This window comes from Microbacterium sp. LWH11-1.2, from assembly GCF_038397745.1.
Lineage (GTDB): Bacteria > Actinomycetota > Actinomycetes > Actinomycetales > Microbacteriaceae > Microbacterium.
The window spans coordinates 2,736,979-2,753,190 of record NZ_CP151636.1 but is presented as its reverse complement, the minus strand read 5'-3'; the positions used below and the strand labels follow the sequence as shown (position 1 = coordinate 2,753,190).

Sequence of the window (16,212 nt, the reverse complement as noted above, 5' to 3'; positions counted from 1 at the left end):
GGGGGATCCAGAGATCGTCCTTCGAGCCTAACCTCTGCGTGCGACACAGGGCCGCATTGGCGCGTACCGGTTCCGACACGACCGCGACGCAGCGAGGCCGGGCCCGCAGTCGCCTGCGGGCCCGGCCTCCGAGGCGTCTCGGATCAGACCATGCTCTTCGTGTGCCACACCGTCTTCACCTCGGTGAAGGCGCCGATGCGCTCGGGCGAGGCCACGACCTCTCCCGGCGCGAGGACGCGCTTCAGAGTCTCGGCCGCGGCGATCTGCATGTCGACCCAGTCCAGGTCGCCCGCACCGGCGAGATCGAGCGCGTTGACGTCCTGGTGCGAGGCGAGCCACGGCGCGATCTCCGCCGGCGAGCCGGTGAGCACGTTGACGACTCCTCCGGGCACATCGCTGGTGGCGAGGACCTCGGCGAGGCTGATGGCGGAGAGCGGATGCCGCTCGCTCGCGATCACCACCACGGTGTTGCCCGCGACGAGAGCCGGGGCGACGACCGAGACGAGGCCGAGCAGCGCGGAGTCCTGCGGCGCGACGATCGCGACGACACCGGTCGGCTCCGGCACGGAGATGTTGAAGTACGGACCAGACACGGGGTTCGCGTTGCCGGCGACCTGCGCGTACTTGTCGCACCAGCCGGCGTACCAGACCCAGAGGTCGATCGCCTCGTCGACCTGTGCGGCGGCCGCTGACGCGGACCCGCCCTCCTGGGCGACGATCTCGTCGATGAACTGCGCGCGGCGCCCCTCGAGCACCTCGGCCACGCGATAGAGCACCTGGCCGCGGTTGTAGGCGGTCGCGCCCGACCAGCCCTTGACCGCGGCGCGCGCGGCGACCACGGCGTCACGGGCGTCCTTGCGGGACCCCTGAGCGGCGTTGGCCAGGAACGCGCCCTTCGGCGACAGCACCTCGTAGGTCCGGCCCGACTCGCTCCGCGGGAACGCCCCGCCGATGGCGAGCTTGTACGTCTTCGGAACGCTCAGTCGCTTGCTCATGCTGCGGCTCCCTTGAGGTAGGCGGTGAGACCCTGTCGTCCGCCCTCGCGGCCGTATCCGGACTCCTTGTAGCCGCCGAACGGGCTCGACGGATCGAAACGGTTGAACGTGTTCGCCCAGATGACTCCGGCGCGCAGACGGTCGGCGACCGCGAGGATGCGCGAGCCCTTGTCCGACCAGATGCCGGCGGAGAGACCGTACGGCGTGTTGTTCGCCTTGGCGATCGCCTCGGCCGGGGTGCGGAAGGTCAGCACCGAGAGAACCGGGCCGAACACCTCGTCCCTGGCGATGCGATGCGACGCCTCGACACCGGTGAAGATCGTCGGCGCGAACCAGAACCCCTTCTCCGGGATGACACAGTCCGCGGTCCAGCGCTCAGCGCCCTCGGCCTCGCCGATGTCGCTGAGCTCCCGGATGCGCGCGAGCTGCGCCGCCGAGTTGATCGCACCGATGTCGGTGTTCTTGTCGAGCGGGTCGCCGAGGCGCAACGTCGACAAGCGGTTCTTGAGCCGATCGATGACCTCGTCGTGGATCGACTCCTGCACCAGCAGCCTGCTGCCTGCGCAGCAGACATGCCCCTGGTTGAAGAAGATGCCGTTCACGATGCCCTCGACGGCCTGGTCGATGGGCGCGTCGTCGAAGACGATGTTGGCCGCCTTGCCGCCGAGCTCGAGCGTCAGCTTCTTCTTCGTGCCGGCGACGGCCTTGGCGATGTCGCGGCCCACGCCGGTGGATCCGGTGAAGGCCACCTTGTCGACATCGGGGTGCCGCACGAGTGTCGCGCCGGTCGCGCCGGCGCCGGTCACGATGTTCACGACACCCGCTGGCAGATCCGCCTGCTGGAGGATCTCGGCGAAGATCAGCGCCGTGAGCGGCGTGGTCTCGGCCGGTTTCAGCACGACCGTGTTGCCCGCGGCCAGAGCGGGCGCGAGCTTCCACGCGAGCATCAGCAGCGGGAAGTTCCATGGGATCACCTGGGCAGCGACGCCGAGCGCTCGCGGGTTCGCGCCGAGACCCGCATGGTCGAGCTTGTCGGCCCAGCCGGCGTAGTAGAAGAACCAGGAGGCGACGAGCGGGACGTCGACGTCGCGGCTCTCCTTGATCGGCTTGCCGTTGTCGAGGCTCTCGGCCACGGCGAGCTCGCGGGCCCGCTCCTGCACGAGACGGGCGATGCGGAAGAGGTACTTCCCGCGGTCGCGCCCGCTCATCCGCGACCAGGTCTTCTCGTAGGCGCGTCGAGCGGCGGCGACGGCCCGGTCGATGTCGCCGTCATCCGCCGTGGCGATCTCGGCGATGCGCGTCTCGTCGGAGGGCGAGATGGTGCTGAAGCTCTTTCCTGATCCGTCGACGAACTCGCCGTCGATGAACAGTCCGTAGCTGTCCTTCAGGTTCAGGATCGCCTTCGACTCCGGTGCCGGAGCGTATTCCAGAAATGACATGAGAATCCCTAGTCGATCGTGACGTAGTCGGGGCCGGAGTAGTGGCCGGAGCTGAGCTTCTGACGCTGCAGGAGCACATCGTTGAGCAGGCTCGACGCCCCGAAGCGGAACAGGTGCGGCTGGAGCCACTCCTCCCCCACCGTCTCGGCGACCGTGACGAGGTACTTCACGGCGTCCTTCGACGCACGGATGCCGCCGGCGGGCTTCACGCCGATCTTCTCGCCCGTGCCTCGATACCAGTCGCGCACGGTCTCGAGCATCAGGAGCGTGGTCGGCAGCGTGGCCGCGGGCTGCACCTTGCCGGTCGACGTCTTGATGAAGTCGCCGCCCGCCAGGATGCCGAGCCACGAGGCGCGCTTGATGTTGTCGTAGGTATTGAGCTCGCCGGTCTCGAGGATCACCTTGAGCGAGGCGTACGTCCCGTCCTCGCGACGGCAGGCCTCCTTCACCTGGGCGATCTGGTCGAACACCAGACCGTAGCGTCCCGAGAGGAACGCGCCGCGGTCGATGACCATGTCGATCTCGTCGGCTCCGGCGGCGACGGCTTCAGCGGTGTCGGCGAGCTTGATCGCGAGCGACGAGCGCCCGCTCGGGAACGCCGTGGCGACGGCGGCCACCGAGATCAGTCCGTCGTCGGGGTCGCCGTGCAGGCTGCCGAGTGCGGTGACCGCGTCACCGACCATGTCGCCGTACACGCAGACGGCCGCGACCCGCGGAGTCGTCGGGTCGGCGGCATCCGGGTTCTTCGCCTTCGCGACGAGCGAGCGGACCTTGCCCGGGGTGTCTGCGCCCTCGAGGGTCGTGAGGTCGATCAGCTTGATGATGGTGTCGAGCGCCCACGCCTTCGACGTGGTCTTGATCGAGCGGGTGCCGAGCCCGGCAGCACGCTGCTCGAGTCCCACCGCGTCGACGCCCGGAAGGCCGTGCAGGAAGCGTCGGAGAGTGGCGTCGTCCGGCTCACCGCCGAGAACGTCCACCGCCGCTCTGCGGCTGAGTTCTTTGGTCGTCACTGTTCCTCCAACAATGCTCGTGCTGTGGTCTCATCGGTCACCAGAACGCCGCACAGGCCGCTGGTCACGACTGTACGCGCGATGTCGTGCTTGGCGGGGCCCGCCGTGACGAAGATCGCCCGCTTGGCGCCGCGCAGACGGTCGAGCGAGACGCCGACCGTGCGGGCGTCGAGCTGCGAGTCGACGATGTTGCCCTCGGCATCGACGTAGCGGCCCAGGACATCGCCGACCGCGCCCCTTCGCGCGAGCTCTTCGACGTCCTCAGCGGTGAGGTAGCCGTTCTCGACATGGGCGGACGTCGCGTCGCAGGGACCGGCGGTGAAGAGGAACGCCTGCGCCTCTGCGGCCTCCTCGAGGACGGCAGCGACGGTGCGGTCGGACTCGATGGCCTGCTTGGTCTCGACGCGCTCGAGGATCGCGGGGCTCGGCAGCAGCGACACCTGACCGGAGGCGCGCTGCGCGATCGTCACGGCGAGGCCGGCGGCACCGCCGGAGCGCCTGTTCAGACTCACCCCGCCGTTGAGCTGCACGACGGTGACGCCGTTGGCCCATCCGTCCGGGAGCGCCTCGGCGACAGCCCGGAGCGTGCGGCCCCAGCTCACGCCCAGCGTGCGCGGAGCCGGCCGGAGGGCGGAGAGGAAGTCGGCAGCGGCCTGCGCGACACGTTCCAGTGTGCCGTCGTCGCCGTCGGGTGCGGGCACGACGACTGCGTCGGCCAGGCCGAAGCGCTCGACGAGCAGACGCTCGAGGCCCAGGCGTCGTGCGCGCGGGTGCACGATCTCGATGCGGACGATGCCGCGCTCGCGGGCCTGCGTCAGGAGCCGGCCGACCTTCCAGCGGGAGACCTTGAGGAGTCCGCCGATCTCGTCCTGTGTCTTGTCCTCGTCGTAGTACAGCTCGGCGACGCGGACCATGAGCAGATCTTCTTCCACGGCATCCTCCTTCCTCTTCCAGAATAGGCCCTGATCTGCGTTCGCGCATCCGCGTGCTCATATGCGCAGCCGCCCACCCACAGCCTGCACATCCGCCGGGGACGGCGAAGGGGCGCCCGTCATGGTGACGGACGCCCCTTCGGAGTCGAGGTTCTCAGGCGCGCTTGCGCGTGGTGAGGACCTGATCGACGATGCCGTACTCGAGGGCCTGCGTCGCCGAGAGGATGTTGTCGCGATCGATGTCGCGGTTCACCTGCTCGACGGGCTTGCCCGTGTGCGCGGCCATGGTCTCCTCGAGCCAGGTGCGCATGCGGAGGATCTCCGCCGCCTGGATCTCGATGTCGGATGCCTGGCCCTGACCGGCCTCGCCCATCGCGGGCTGGTGGATCAGCACACGGGCGTTCGGGAGCGCGAGGCGCTTGCCCGGCGCGCCGGCGGCGAGCAGCACGGCCGCGGCGGAAGCCGCCTGTCCGAGCACGACGGTCTGGATCTGCGGCGCGACGTACTGCATCGTGTCGTAGATCGCCGTCATGGCCGTGAAGGAGCCACCGGGCGAGTTGATGTACATCGTGATGTCGCGCTCGGCATCCTGGCTCTCCAGGACGAGCAGCTGCGCCATCACATCGTCGGCGGACGCGTCGTCGACCTGCACGCCCAGGAAGATCACGCGATCTTCGAAGAGCTTGTTGTACGGGTCCTGGCGCTTGAAGCCGTAGGCCGTACGCTCCTCGAACTGCGGGAGCACGTAGCGGCTGGACGGCAGGTTGCCTGCGGATTGGAAAGTGGGGGTGTACATGGTGTCCTCTCGAATCCGGATTACTCTGCGTCGTCCGCGGTGCCGCCGCCGCCGGTCACATCGCTGGCGTGCTCGCGGATGTGGTCGACGAAGCCGTACTCGAGGGCCTCCTCGGCGGTGAACCAGCGGTCGCGGTCACCATCGGCGTTGATCTGCTCGACCGACTTGCCGGTCTGTCCCGCCGTGATCTCCGCGAGGCGCTTCTTCATCGAGAGGATGAGCTGCGCCTGGGTCTGGATGTCACTCGACGTGCCGCCGAACCCGCCGTGGGGCTGGTGCAGCAGGACCCGCGCATTGGGGGTGATGTAGCGCTTGCCCTTGGTGCCGCTCGTCAGCAGGAGCTGACCCATCGACGCGGCCATGCCGATGCCGACAGTGACGATGTCGTTCGGCACGAACTGCATGGTGTCGTAGATCGCCATGCCCGCGGTGATCGAGCCACCGGGCGAGTTGATGTAGAGGTAGATGTCCTTCTCTGAGTCTTCCGCGGCGAGAAGAAGGATCTTCGCGCAGATCTCGTTGGCGTTCTGGTCACGCACCTCTGAACCAAGCCAGATGATGCGATCCTTCAGCAGCCTGTCGAAGACGCTCGTCGCGACAAGGGGTTCTGCAGCCATTTCAGCTCCTGTTTCCGTGTTCGTGCTTCGAATCTACCGGCGTCGGCGCGGCACCCAGGCCGTGTTCGCCGTCGGCATATCAGGTGTCGGATTCCGCGATCTCCCGCGCGTAGGCGGTCATCGAGCGGTGGTAGCGCGGGAGGTGCGGCACCAGCGCGAGAAGCGCGACCGAGAGGCCCTGCGCGGGCCGGCCGGCGCTGGCGAGGATGAGGGCGTGAACCGCAGCGACCGCGTCGCGGTACGGACCGTCGGCCGACAGCTCCTCCTCCGCGCGGATCACGGCGAGGGCGTCGTCGAACGCACCCAGGTTCCGCAACGAGCTGGCGAGCTGGATCACGCACTGCGGACGGTGCTCCTCGTCGAGGCCGAGCTCGAGGGCGCGTCGGTACAGGACGACGGCGTCGGCCGGGCGGCCCGCCGAATCCCGAGCTCCGGCCCGCTCGAACTCCGCACGCGCGTCATCCGCTCCGCGCTCCGCCGCGAGGGCGTCGATCCGCGCGATCGTGTCGTCGCCGACCTCTTCGCCGCTGGCATCCGCCCAGACGTCGTCGATCCGCTCGTTCCAGCTCTTCATGCTCGCCTCTCCCTGTGATGCGAAAGAGGGCGGATGCCGCAGCATCCGCCCTCTTCTGTGGATCGTGTCCGATCACTCGGCCTTGTCGGCCGCCTTCTTGGCCGGAGCCTTCTTGGCGGCAGGCTTCTTCGCGGCGGGCTTGTCCGCAGCCTCGGCGTCGTCGGCCTTCTTCGCCGGAGCCTTCTTGGCAGCAGGCTTCTTCGCAGGAGCCTTCTTCGCGGGCTTCTCCTCCGCCGGAGCCTCGTCAGCCGCTTCAGCCTCGTCGTCGGTGACGATGAAGTCGGACAGGTCGACGGGCTTGCCGTTGGTGTCGACGACCTTCACCTTGCCGAGCGCGATCGCGAGGGCCTTGTTGCGGGCGACCTCACCGACGAGCGCGGGCAGCTGGTTCGACGACTGCAGCGCCTCGACGAACTCCTGCGGCGCCATGCCGTACTGCGAAGCGGACTGGATGAGGTACTGGCTCAGCTCCTCCTGCGAGACCTGCACGTCGGCCTGCTCGGCGATCGTGTCGAGCAGCACCTGCGTGCGGAACTGCTTCTCGCTCGCCTCGGTGACCTCGGCCCGGTGCACGTCGTCCTCGAGGCGGTTCTCGCCCTCGAGGTGGTTGTGCACCTCGTCCTCGATGAGCTGCGGCGGCACGGGGATGTCGATCTGCTCGAGCAGCGTCTCGACGAGCTTGTCGCGTGCGGCGGAGCCCTGCGTGAAGACGCCCTGCTGAGCGACGCGCTCGGCGAGGCTCGCACGGAGCTCGGCGATCGTGTCGAACTCGCTCGCGATCTGCGCGAAGTCGTCGTCGGCCTCGGGGAGCTCGCGCTCCTTGACGGCCTTGACCGTCACGGAGACCTCGGCCTCGGAACCGGCGTGGTCGCCGCCGACGAGAGCGGAGCGGAACGTGGTGTCCTCGCCTGCCGTGAGCGACTCGATCGCGTCGTCGATGCCCTCGAGCAGCTCGCCGGAGCCGATCTCGTACGACACGCCCTCGGCGCGGTCGATCTCGGCGCCGTCGATCGTGGCGACGAGGTCGAGGTCGACGAAGTCGCCCTTGGCGGCCGGACGGTCGACCGGGACGAGCGTGCCGAAGCGCGCGCGCATGTTCTCGAGCTCGGCGTCGAGTGCGGCCTCATCGGCCTCGACGGCGTCGACGGTCACGGTGATGCCCTCGTAGGAGGGGATCTCGATGTCGGGACGGACGTCCACCTCGACGTCGACGAGCAGGTCGCCGGAGAAGTCCTTCTCGTTCGGCCACTGCGTGATGTCCGCCGCCGGGCGTCCGACGACGCGCAGCTTGTGCTCGGCGCTCGCCTCGCGGAAGAACTTGTCGAGGCCCTCGTTGACGGCGTGCTCGATGACCGCGCCGCGACCGATGCGCTGGTCGATGATCGGGGCGGGCACCTTGCCCTTGCGGAAGCCGGGGATCTGGACGTCCTGAGCGATGTGCTCGTAGGCGTGAGCGATGCTCGGCTTGAGGTCGTCCGGGGTGACCGTGATGCTGAGCTTGACCCGGGTCGGGGTCAGCTTCTCGACGGTGCTGTTCGCCATGCTGGTGTGTTCTCCTTGTTGTCTCCGCGAGTGAACGCGGCTGTCAGGCTGAAGATGCCGTGTCGGGGCGACAGGAGTTGAACCTGCGACCTCCCGCTCCCAAAGCGGGCGCTCTACCAAGCTGAGCTACGCCCCGGGGAATCCGCGCGCAGATTCAGCCCCATCGAGTCTAACGGACGGGAGCACCCCTCACGGTCCGGTATGATCGATCACGCCGGAGTTGCGATTCCGGTCCGATCCCCGGGTCACTGAGCCTGTCGAAGTGCACCGGGATTCGGGGCTGTAGCTTAGTGGTAAAGCCTTAGTCTTCCAAACTAATGATGCGGGTTCGATTCCCGTCAGCCCCTCGCTTCCAGAAGGCCCCCACCGCACGGTGGGGGCCTTCTCGCATACCCTGGCAGTGCCGCTGCATGCAGCTCCGAACGTGAGGCTGATCGAATGAGGACGACGTGACCGCTCTCCCCCCGTATCGCGCGGATGCGCCGGCATCCGCGCCCCTGGGCGGGCACGAGCTGTCCGCACGCTTCACGGGCGGCGCCTCGACCGCTCCCCCGCGGAAGCCGAAGCGCAAGCGCAAGGGCCTCGTCCTCGGCCTGATCGGCGGTGCGGCCGTGATCGCCGCGATCGCGATCACCCAGGTCTCGGCCAGCATGGGCTACGACACCGCCGCGGAGAGCCATGCGGATGCCGTGGCCTCGGCGAACAGCGAGAAGACGCAGCTCCGTGCCGAGGCCGCCGACCTCCAGGCCCTCGCGGATTCCGCGGGACTGATCGTCGCCGGCGAGAACGAGGCCATCGTCGCCCCGGCGGAGACCGAAGCGGCCCTCGCCGGTGCGGTCGCCGAAGCCGAGAGCGCCGCAGCGGAGGCCGACCAGCTGATCGCCACCGAGGTCCCCGTCGCGGGAGAGAAGCCCGTGTGGTTCTGGGAGCTGTTCGGCGCCACCACGAAGCTCGAGGAGAAGCGCGACGAGGCCGCAGATCTCGCCGACGAGCTCCTCGCCGAAGCTGCCGACGTGCTCACCGCCTCCGATGCGGTCACCGAGAGCGGCGTCGCGCTCCTGACCTCTGCGGGCGAAGCGGCCGTCGCCTTCGAGGCCGCCCACATCTCCGCCCGGAACGATGCGGTGATCGAGTTGCGGGACGCCGCAGCCGCGGCGATCGCCACGACCACGATCGACGACGCGGCCGTGAACGCGTACGCGAGCCTCCAGAGTGCCGCGGCGCAGGTCGTCGCGACCGAGAACGAGGAGCTGGCCGAGAAGTCCGGCCCGCTGATGGACGCCCGGCTCGAGATCGAGGCGTTCGCCCGCGCGCTCGCCCCCGGCGTGCTGCTGGAATTCGACTGGGCCCCGATCGTCAACGGCGCAGGATTCAACGGCAGCATGGGCGGATACACCACCTGGTGGTGGGACGAGCCCGGCCGATCCGTCATCCAGCTGTCCGACTCCGTCGCCGAGCAGTGGCCGGCGGATCGCAGCAGGGCGCTCGTCGCGCACGAGGTCGGTCACGCGATCAGCGTCAAGTGCGAGGACATGTACGACTCGTCGACGCAGGACAGCATCGAGAAGTGGGCGACCGCCTGGGCCATCAGCATGGGCTACACCGACGACGCCAACGGAGTGTGGGCCTACGGCTACCCGCCGCAGAGCTATATCGATGCCGCAGCGGGGTGCCGCTGAACGGCCGCCGCTGAGACGGAAGAAGCCGCCGCGATCACTCGCGGCGGCTTCTTCATCGTCAGATCAGGAGATCACTGGCCCCGACGCTCGCGCAGCTGCGTGAGCGCATCCTCGAGGAGCTGGACCGCTTCCTCGTCGGTGCGGCGCTCCTTCACGTAGGCGAGGTGCGTCTTGTACGGCTCGGCCTTCGCGAGGGCAGGAGGATTCTCCTTGTCGCGTCCGGCCGGCAGGCCCGACTGCGGGTGATCGATCGTCTCCGGGATCTCCTCTTCGGGGAGACCCGCGGCGAAGTAGCGGACCGTCTCGTTGCCGAGTCCGTCCCAGTACGACACCGCGATGCGGTCGGCATGGTAGCCGTGGTCCTGCTCCCCCATCGGGCCGGAGCCGACGCGGGTGCCGCGGATCGCGTTTCCACCGGTAGCCATCAGATCACCTCGAACTTCGTGATGAGTCCGAGCGCGACGATGGCGACGAACCAGGTCAGCGCGAGGACGACGGTGAAGCGGTTCAGGTTCCGCTCCGCGAGACCGGAAGAGCCGACCGCCGAGGTCATGCCTCCGCCGAACATGTCGGAAAGGCCGCCACCGCGACCCTTGTGCAAGAGGATGAGGAGGGTCAGCAGGACGCTGGTGATACCCAGCACGACCTGCAGAACGAACTCGAGAATTGCCACGAGAAAGAGCCTTTCGCTGGGGCAGGTGCGCCCCCGTAACGGTCAAGTATACGGTGCAGCGGGGCCGGAGCCCCGCCGCACTCACACCCCGACGTGCTTCTCGAAGCGGATGATCGCGGCGAACTCGTCGACGACGAGGCTCGCGCCGCCGACCAGAGCGCCGTCCACATCGGGCTCCCGCATGAAGCTGGCGATGTTCGCCGACTTCACCGAGCCGCCGTAGAGGATGCGCGTGCGCGCGGCCGCGTCATCCCCGAGGACCTTCGCGATCACGGTGCGGAGCGCCGCGCAGACGTCCTGCGCCTGCTGCGGCGTCGCGGCCTGACCGGAGCCGATGGCCCAGACGGGCTCGTACGCGACCACGATGTCGGCCTTCGGCGAGACGCCCTGGAGCGCTGCCTCGAGCTGACCGGCGGGGACCGCACTGGCGCCGAACTTCTCCAGGTCCTCCGCGGTCTCGCCGACGCAGATGACCGGAACCAGTCCGTGCTTGAGCGATGCCTGCACCTTGGCGGAGACGACCTCGTCGGACTCGGCGTGGTACTCACGACGCTCCGAGTGGCCGATGATGACGTACTTCGCGTCGAGCTTCGCCAGGAAGGCACCCGAGACCTCGCCGGTGTAGGCACCGGAGTCGTGCGCCGAGACATCCTGCGCGCCGAGGGCGAACGGGATCTTGTCCGCGTCGATCAGCGTCTGCACACTGCGGATATCGGTGAAAGGCGGGAAGACCGCCACCTCGACGGATCCGTCCTCGTGCTTCGCGTCCTTGAGCGTCCAGTGCAGCTTCTGCACGAACGCGACCGCCTGCAGGTGGTCCAGGTTCATCTTCCAGTTGCCCGCGATCAGCGGGGTACGGGTCGCTATGCCCATCCGAGCACCTCCAGGCCGGGTAGTTTCTTTCCCTCGAGGAACTCGAGGCTTGCGCCGCCGCCGGTCGAGATGTGCCCGAACCGGTCGTCGGTGAAGCCGAGCTGACGCACGGCAGCCGCGGAGTCTCCGCCGCCGACGACGCTGAGGCCGTCGACTTCGGTCAGAGCCTGCGCGACGGTCTTGGTTCCGGCGGCGAACGCCGGGAACTCGAACACGCCCATCGGGCCGTTCCAGAACACCGTCTTCGACCCGCGGATGACCTCTGCGAACCGGGCAGCCGTCTCCGGACCGATGTCGAGGCCGATGCCGGACGTGCCGAACGCCGTCGACTCGATCGCGTCGGCGGAGACGGTCTCGTGCGCGGCATCCGCGCTGAACGAGGCGGCGACCACGACGTCGGTCGGGAGCACGAACTCCACGCCCCGCTCCGCGGCCTCCGCGATGTAGCCGCGGACCGTCTCGAGCTGGTCCTCTTCCAGAAGGCTGGAGGCCACGTCGTGACCCTGCGCCTTGAGGAACGTGAACAGCATGCCGCCGCCGACCAGGATGCGGTCGACGCGCGGCAGCAGGTGCGAGATGACGCCGAGCTTGTCGCTGACCTTCGAGCCGCCGAGCACGACCGCGTACGGGCGCTCGGGGTTCTCGGTGAGACGGTCGAGCACGTCGAGCTCGGTCTCGATCAGCAGACCGGCGGCCGAGGGCAGCAGCTCGGCGAGCTCGTACACGCTCGCCTGCTTGCGGTGCACGACGCCGAAGCCGTCGGACACGAGCACGTCGCCGAGCTTCGCGAGCTCGGCGGCGAAAGCAGCGCGCGTCGCGTCGTCCTTCGCCGTCTCCCCCGCGTTGAAGCGCAGGTTCTCGATGACGACGACCCCGCCGTCCTCGAGCGAGGCCACAGCATCCTGAGCGGACTCGCCCACGGTGTCGCGCGCGAACGCGACCGGGGCGCCGAGCAGCTCCGACAGCCGCTGAGCCACCGGCTCGAGGCTGTACTGGGGGTCGGGCGCGCCGTCGGGGCGTCCGAGGTGGGAGCACACGACGACGCGGGCTCCCGCGTTGATCAGTGCGTTGAGAGTCGGCAGCGAGGCGCGTACACGGCCATCGTCCGTTATGACCCCGTCCCGCAGGGGGACGTTCAGATCACAACGGACGATGACGCGCTTGCCCTCGAGCGAACCCAGTGTGTCCAGGGTGCGCAGAGTCATGTGTCAGAGCTCAGAGACGCTCGGCGACGTACTCGGTCAGGTCGACGAGACGGTTGGAGTAGCCCCACTCGTTGTCGTACCAGCTCGAGACCTTGACGAGGTTGCCGCTCACGTTGGTGAGGGTCGAGTCGAAGATCGACGAGTGCGGGTTGTGCACGATGTCGCTCGACACGATCTGGTCGGCGTTGTACTGGAGGTAGCCGGCGAGACGACCGTCTGCGGCTGCCTTCTTGTAGGCCTCGTTGACCTCGTCGATCGTCAGGTCCTCGCGGTCGGTGATCAGCGTGAGGTCGACGATCGAGCCGGTGGGAACCGGCACGCGGTAGGACGAGCCGCTGAGCTTGCCCTGGAGCTCGGGGAGCACCTCGCCGATGGCCTTGGCGGCGCCGGTCGACGCCGGGGTGATGTTGATCGCGGCGGCACGTGCACGACGGAGGTCGCTGTGCGGGCCGTCCTGCAGGTTCTGGTCGGCCGTGTATGCGTGCGCGGTCATCATGAAGCCGCGGTCGATGCCGAACGCGTCGTTGAAGACCTGCGCGAGCGGCGCGAGGCAGTTGGTGGTGCACGAGGCGTTGGAGATGATGTGGTCCGTCTCCGGGTTGTACGTGTCCTCGTTCACGCCCATCACGAACGTGCCGTCGACGCCCGTGCCAGGAGCCGAGATGAGGACCTTCTTCGCGCCGGCGTCGATGTGCTTCTTGGCGGCCTCGGCCTTGGTGAAGAAGCCGGTCGACTCGATGACGATGTCGACGCCCAGCTCGCCCCACGGGAGGTTGGCGGGGTCGCGCTCGGCGAACGCCTTGATGGCCTTGCCGTTGACGGTGATGCTGTCGTCGTCGTAGCTGATCTCGGCATCGAGGACGCCGCCGACCGAGTCGTACTTCAGCAGGTGCGCGAGGGTCTTGTTGTCGGTGAGGTCGTTGACCGCGACGATCTCGAGGTCTGCTCCCTGCGCGAGAGCCGCGCGGAAGTAGTTGCGTCCGATGCGGCCGAAGCCGTTGATACCGATCTTGACAGACACTAAGGTCTCCTGATTTCTCGTGCGCATACGCGCGGTTTCAACTAGACAAGCATGGACAACGGCGTCCCGACGGGCGAGATGTCCGTCGGGACACCCGTCTTGATTACGACAGTACCAGCAGGCCGTTCGTCTGCTTGCGGGCGACCTCGAGACGCTGGGCGACGTTCTCCCAGTTGGCGATGTTCCACGCCGCCTTGACGTAATCCGCCTTGACGTTGAGGTAGTCCAGGTAGAAGGCGTGCTCCCACATGTCCAGCTGGAACAGCGGGATGGTGCCCTGCGCCGTGTTCGACTGCTGGTCGAAGAGCTGCTGGATGATCAGGCGCGAGCCGATCGAGTCCCAGCTGAGCACGGCCCAGCCGGAGCCCTGGATGCCGGTGGCCGCAGCCGTGAAGTGGGCCTGGAACTTCTCGAACGAGCCGAAGTACTCGTCGATCGCGGCCTTCAGCTCGCCCTCGGGCTGTCCTCCGCCGTTCGGCGACAGGTTGGTCCAGAAGATCGAGTGGTTGACGTGACCGCCCAGGTTGAAGGCGAGGTCCTTCTCGAGCTTGTTGACGTTCGCGAGATTGCCGCTCTCACGGGCCTCGGCGAGCTGCTCGAGTGCGGTGTTCGCTCCTGCGACGTAGGTCGCGTGGTGCTTGTCATGGTGGAGTTCCATGATCTTGCCGCTGATGTGCGGCTCGAGGGCTGCGAAGTCGTAGGGAAGGTCGGGGAGCGTGTAAATCGCCATATCGCATTCATCCAATCCGCGCCGCGCCGCGGCGCTTGCCGATCCTCCGCGCCACCGATGTGCGGCGTAGAGCGGACGTAACTCATCCTACTGACGACAACACGAGCCGGGACCAGTTCCTTCCGCCATATGACGAAAGACCCGCCTCCGGGAGCACCGGGGGCGGGTCTTCTCGTGTCAGGGTCAGACGTCGAGTCCGACGGGCACCGCGGCCTCGGTGCCGGGGATGCCCTCCTGCTGGGCGCGCTTGTCGGCCATGGCGAGCAGGCGACGGATGCGCCCGGCGACAGCATCCTTCGTCAGGGGCGGATCCGCGTGGTGACCGAGCTCGTCGAGGCTCGCATCACGATGCGCGAGACGCAGCTCTCCGGCGACCTTGAGGTGATCGGGCACTTCGTCCGCGAGGATCTCGAGAGCCCGCTCCACGCGCGCGCACGCGGCGACGGCGGCCTGTGCAGAGCGACGCAGGTTCGCGTCGTCGAAGTTCACCAGGCGGTTGACGCCCGCGCGGACCTCGCGGCGCTGACGCAGCTCCTCCCACGTGATGGCGGTCTTCTGCGCACCCATCTCGTTGAGGATCGTCCGGATCGCCTCGCCCTCGCGCACGACGACGCGCGGCATGCCGCGCACCTCACGGGCCTTCGCGGCCACGCCGAGACGGTGGGCGGCGCCGACGAGAGCCATGGCCGCCTCGCTCGAGGGGCACACCACCTCGAGCATCGCGGAGCGTCCCGGCTCGCTGAGCGTCCCCGCGGCCAGGAAGGCACCACGCCAGAGACCGGCGACCTCGGCCCGAGAGCCGGTGGTCAGGCGGTTGGGAAGCCCGCGCACGGGACGACGACGCTGGTCGAGCAGACCCGTCTGGCGGGCGAGCGTCTCCCCCTGCGTGATCACGCGCACGGCCCACCGGGCACCGTCGTTCGCCGTGCTCGACTGCACCTGGGCGATCTCGGGACGGACGCCGTAGATCTCGGCGAGGTCCCTGGCGACGCGACGCGCGAGCGTCTCGGCATCGACTTCGGCTTCCACAGCCACACGGCCGGCGATCGAATGCAGTCCACCGGCGAACCGGAGGATCGCGGTCACCTCGGCGACGCGCACCGTCGGAGGTGCGTTGCGGATGCTGACCAGCTCAGCCTTGACGTCGGTGGTTAGTGCCACGACACTCCTTCACGTTCACGCGCCGGATCGCGACGCAAACGTCCAGCCTACTCGGCCGGGCGACCCGCTACTCTCTGCCGAGGTCCCGATGACGGACATTGACGGCCACACCGGGGACGGCGGCGAGCCTGCGCGCGAGCTCCTCCGACATCGCGACGGAGCGGTGCTTGCCGCCGGTGCAGCCGATCGCGATCGTGGAGTGGCTCTTGTTCTCGCGTTGATAGCCCTCCAACACGGGAACCAGGGCCGCGGAGTACGACTCGAGGAACTCCGTGGCGCCCTCGCGGGAGAGGACGTACTCGCGGACCGTCTCGTCTTGACCCGTGAGGCCGCGCAGCTCCTCGTTCCAGAACGGGTTGGGGAGGAACCGCATGTCGGCGACGATGTCGACGTCGGTCGGGAGCCCGTACTTGAATCCGAAGCTGAGGAGCGTGACGCGGTGCCGGGCCTCGCCCTCTTCGGAGAAGATGTCGGACACCTGCGTCGCCAGCTGGTGGATGTTGAGCGCGGAGGTGTCGATCACGAGATCGGCGGCCTCGCGGATCGGCGCCAGCCGCGTGCGTTCGATGCGGATGCCGTCGAGCAGGGTTCCGTCGCCCTGCAGCGGGTGCGGTCGCCGCACCGATTCGAACCGCCGGACCAGCACGTCGTCGGAGGCGTCGAGGAAGAGGACCCGTACCGAGCCACGGGAGCGGAGTGCGCGCGCGACGCCCGGGAAGTCGTCGAAGAGGTTTCGACCGCGCACGTCGACCACCGCCGCCACCTTGGGCAGCGCATTGCCGCCCATGTCGGTGAGGTCGAGCAGCGGGCGGAGGATCTGCGGGGGCAGGTTGTCGACCACGTACCAGCCGAGATCCTCGAGGGCGTTCGCCACCGTGGTCCGGCCGGCGCCCGACATCCCCGTGACGATGAGAAACTCGCCCTTGTCCCCAGTCATTGCTCTGCGCTCCCTCTCCCCCGTGCGT

The 16,212-nt window shown here is 68.3% G+C and carries 17 protein-coding genes and 2 tRNA genes; 2 read left to right on the top strand and 17 right to left on the bottom strand.

The window, feature by feature from the left end:
- Positions 1 to 143: 143 nt before the first annotated feature.
- The 9 genes from MRBLWH11_RS13320 to MRBLWH11_RS13280 form a co-directional block, all read right to left on the bottom strand.
- Positions 144 to 995, bottom strand: coding sequence for an aldehyde dehydrogenase family protein (locus MRBLWH11_RS13320; protein WP_116636729.1), 852 nt, complete (start codon positions 993 to 995; stop codon positions 144 to 146).
- Positions 992 to 2,434: an aldehyde dehydrogenase family protein gene (locus MRBLWH11_RS13315; RefSeq protein ID WP_116636730.1), complete on the bottom strand. Its 1,443-nt coding sequence runs from the start codon at positions 2,432 to 2,434 to the stop codon at positions 992 to 994. Before MRBLWH11_RS13315 ends, MRBLWH11_RS13320 begins: the two co-directional genes overlap by 4 nt.
- An 8-nt stretch (positions 2,435 to 2,442) precedes the next feature.
- Positions 2,443 to 3,444, bottom strand: coding sequence for a deoxyribose-phosphate aldolase (gene deoC, locus MRBLWH11_RS13310; RefSeq protein ID WP_116636731.1), 1,002 nt, complete (start codon positions 3,442 to 3,444; stop codon positions 2,443 to 2,445).
- Positions 3,441 to 4,376 carry a sugar-binding domain-containing protein gene (locus MRBLWH11_RS13305; RefSeq protein ID WP_116636732.1) on the bottom strand — a complete coding sequence of 312 codons (936 nt, stop codon included), beginning with the start codon at positions 4,374 to 4,376 and terminating at the stop codon, positions 3,441 to 3,443. The genes deoC and MRBLWH11_RS13305 overlap by 4 nt, the downstream gene beginning before the upstream one ends.
- Before the next feature lie 154 nt (positions 4,377 to 4,530).
- The gene (locus tag MRBLWH11_RS13300; RefSeq protein WP_116636733.1) at positions 4,531 to 5,172 is read right to left on the bottom strand and encodes an ATP-dependent Clp protease proteolytic subunit; all 642 of its coding nucleotides are present in this window, start codon (positions 5,170 to 5,172) and stop codon (positions 4,531 to 4,533) included.
- 20 nt (positions 5,173 to 5,192) lie between these two features.
- A complete protein-coding gene (locus MRBLWH11_RS13295) occupies positions 5,193 to 5,789 on the bottom strand; it encodes an ATP-dependent Clp protease proteolytic subunit (protein WP_116636734.1) in 597 nt (198 codons plus the stop codon).
- 79 nt (positions 5,790 to 5,868) lie between these two features.
- Positions 5,869 to 6,363, bottom strand: a complete 495-nt coding sequence (locus tag MRBLWH11_RS13290; RefSeq protein WP_341945203.1) for a tetratricopeptide repeat protein — start codon at positions 6,361 to 6,363, stop codon at positions 5,869 to 5,871.
- A gap of 72 nt (positions 6,364 to 6,435) precedes the next feature.
- Positions 6,436 to 7,905: a trigger factor gene (gene tig, locus MRBLWH11_RS13285; RefSeq protein ID WP_341945202.1), complete on the bottom strand. Its 1,470-nt coding sequence runs from the start codon at positions 7,903 to 7,905 to the stop codon at positions 6,436 to 6,438.
- Between the two features lie 62 nt (positions 7,906 to 7,967).
- A tRNA-Pro gene (locus MRBLWH11_RS13280) sits at positions 7,968 to 8,041 on the bottom strand.
- 140 nt (positions 8,042 to 8,181) lie between these two features.
- On the opposite strand from MRBLWH11_RS13280, the gene MRBLWH11_RS13275 reads away from it, so the two are divergent.
- Positions 8,182 to 8,252, top strand: a tRNA-Gly gene (locus MRBLWH11_RS13275).
- 102 nt (positions 8,253 to 8,354) lie between these two features.
- The gene (locus MRBLWH11_RS13270) at positions 8,355 to 9,584 is read left to right on the top strand and encodes a hypothetical protein (RefSeq protein WP_341945201.1); all 1,230 of its coding nucleotides are present in this window, start codon (positions 8,355 to 8,357) and stop codon (positions 9,582 to 9,584) included.
- A gap of 71 nt (positions 9,585 to 9,655) precedes the next feature.
- On the opposite strand, the gene MRBLWH11_RS13265 is transcribed toward MRBLWH11_RS13270, so the two are convergent.
- The 8 genes from MRBLWH11_RS13265 to rapZ all read right to left on the bottom strand — a co-directional run bounded on the left by MRBLWH11_RS13265 (position 9,656) and on the right by rapZ (position 16,184).
- Positions 9,656 to 10,009, bottom strand: coding sequence for an RNA polymerase-binding protein RbpA (locus MRBLWH11_RS13265; RefSeq protein ID WP_116636738.1), 354 nt, complete (start codon positions 10,007 to 10,009; stop codon positions 9,656 to 9,658).
- Positions 10,009 to 10,257, bottom strand: a complete 249-nt coding sequence (gene secG, locus MRBLWH11_RS13260; RefSeq protein WP_029261623.1) for a preprotein translocase subunit SecG — start codon at positions 10,255 to 10,257, stop codon at positions 10,009 to 10,011. Before secG ends, MRBLWH11_RS13265 begins: the two co-directional genes overlap by 1 nt.
- Before the next feature lie 81 nt (positions 10,258 to 10,338).
- Positions 10,339 to 11,130, bottom strand: coding sequence for a triose-phosphate isomerase (tpiA, locus tag MRBLWH11_RS13255; RefSeq protein WP_116636739.1), 792 nt, complete (start codon positions 11,128 to 11,130; stop codon positions 10,339 to 10,341).
- Entirely contained in the window at positions 11,121 to 12,335 is a 1,215-nt protein-coding gene (locus MRBLWH11_RS13250; protein ID WP_341945200.1) for a phosphoglycerate kinase, read from the bottom strand. The genes tpiA and MRBLWH11_RS13250 overlap by 10 nt, the downstream gene beginning before the upstream one ends.
- A 10-nt stretch (positions 12,336 to 12,345) precedes the next feature.
- On the bottom strand, positions 12,346 to 13,356 hold the full coding sequence (gap, locus tag MRBLWH11_RS13245) for a type I glyceraldehyde-3-phosphate dehydrogenase (RefSeq protein WP_341945199.1): 1,011 nt from the start codon (positions 13,354 to 13,356) through the stop codon (positions 12,346 to 12,348).
- Between the two features lie 103 nt (positions 13,357 to 13,459).
- Entirely contained in the window at positions 13,460 to 14,086 is a 627-nt protein-coding gene (locus MRBLWH11_RS13240) for a superoxide dismutase (protein ID WP_116636742.1), read from the bottom strand.
- A 183-nt stretch (positions 14,087 to 14,269) separates the two neighbouring features.
- Positions 14,270 to 15,247: a DNA-binding protein WhiA gene (whiA, locus tag MRBLWH11_RS13235; RefSeq protein ID WP_116636743.1), complete on the bottom strand. Its 978-nt coding sequence runs from the start codon at positions 15,245 to 15,247 to the stop codon at positions 14,270 to 14,272.
- 67 nt (positions 15,248 to 15,314) lie between these two features.
- A complete protein-coding gene (gene rapZ, locus MRBLWH11_RS13230) occupies positions 15,315 to 16,184 on the bottom strand; it encodes an RNase adapter RapZ (protein ID WP_116636744.1) in 870 nt (289 codons plus the stop codon).
- Positions 16,185 to 16,212 lie beyond the last annotated feature (28 nt).

Bases quoted from the DNA above. Each gene is read 5' to 3' on its own strand.
- tig (WP_341945202.1), bottom strand. From the start codon at position 7,905: ATGGCGAACAGCACCGTCGAGAAGCTGACCCCGACCCGGGTCAAGCTC.
- MRBLWH11_RS13290 (WP_341945203.1), bottom strand. From the start codon at position 6,363: ATGAAGAGCTGGAACGAGCGGATCGACGACGTCTGGGCGGATGCCAGC.
- tpiA (WP_116636739.1), bottom strand. From the start codon at position 11,130: ATGGGCATAGCGACCCGTACCCCGCTGATCGCGGGCAACTGGAAGATG.
- MRBLWH11_RS13315 (WP_116636730.1), bottom strand. From the start codon at position 2,434: ATGTCATTTCTGGAATACGCTCCGGCACCGGAGTCGAAGGCGATCCTG.
- MRBLWH11_RS13295 (WP_116636734.1), bottom strand. From the start codon at position 5,789: ATGGCTGCAGAACCCCTTGTCGCGACGAGCGTCTTCGACAGGCTGCTG.
- rapZ (WP_116636744.1), bottom strand. From the start codon at position 16,184: ATGACTGGGGACAAGGGCGAGTTTCTCATCGTCACGGGGATGTCGGGC.
- MRBLWH11_RS13240 (WP_116636742.1), bottom strand. From the start codon at position 14,086: ATGGCGATTTACACGCTCCCCGACCTTCCCTACGACTTCGCAGCCCTC.
- MRBLWH11_RS13265 (WP_116636738.1), bottom strand. From the start codon at position 10,009: ATGGCTACCGGTGGAAACGCGATCCGCGGCACCCGCGTCGGCTCCGGC.
- MRBLWH11_RS13250 (WP_341945200.1), bottom strand. From the start codon at position 12,335: ATGACTCTGCGCACCCTGGACACACTGGGTTCGCTCGAGGGCAAGCGC.
- MRBLWH11_RS13300 (WP_116636733.1), bottom strand. From the start codon at position 5,172: ATGTACACCCCCACTTTCCAATCCGCAGGCAACCTGCCGTCCAGCCGC.
- MRBLWH11_RS13320 (WP_116636729.1), bottom strand. From the start codon at position 995: ATGAGCAAGCGACTGAGCGTTCCGAAGACGTACAAGCTCGCCATCGGC.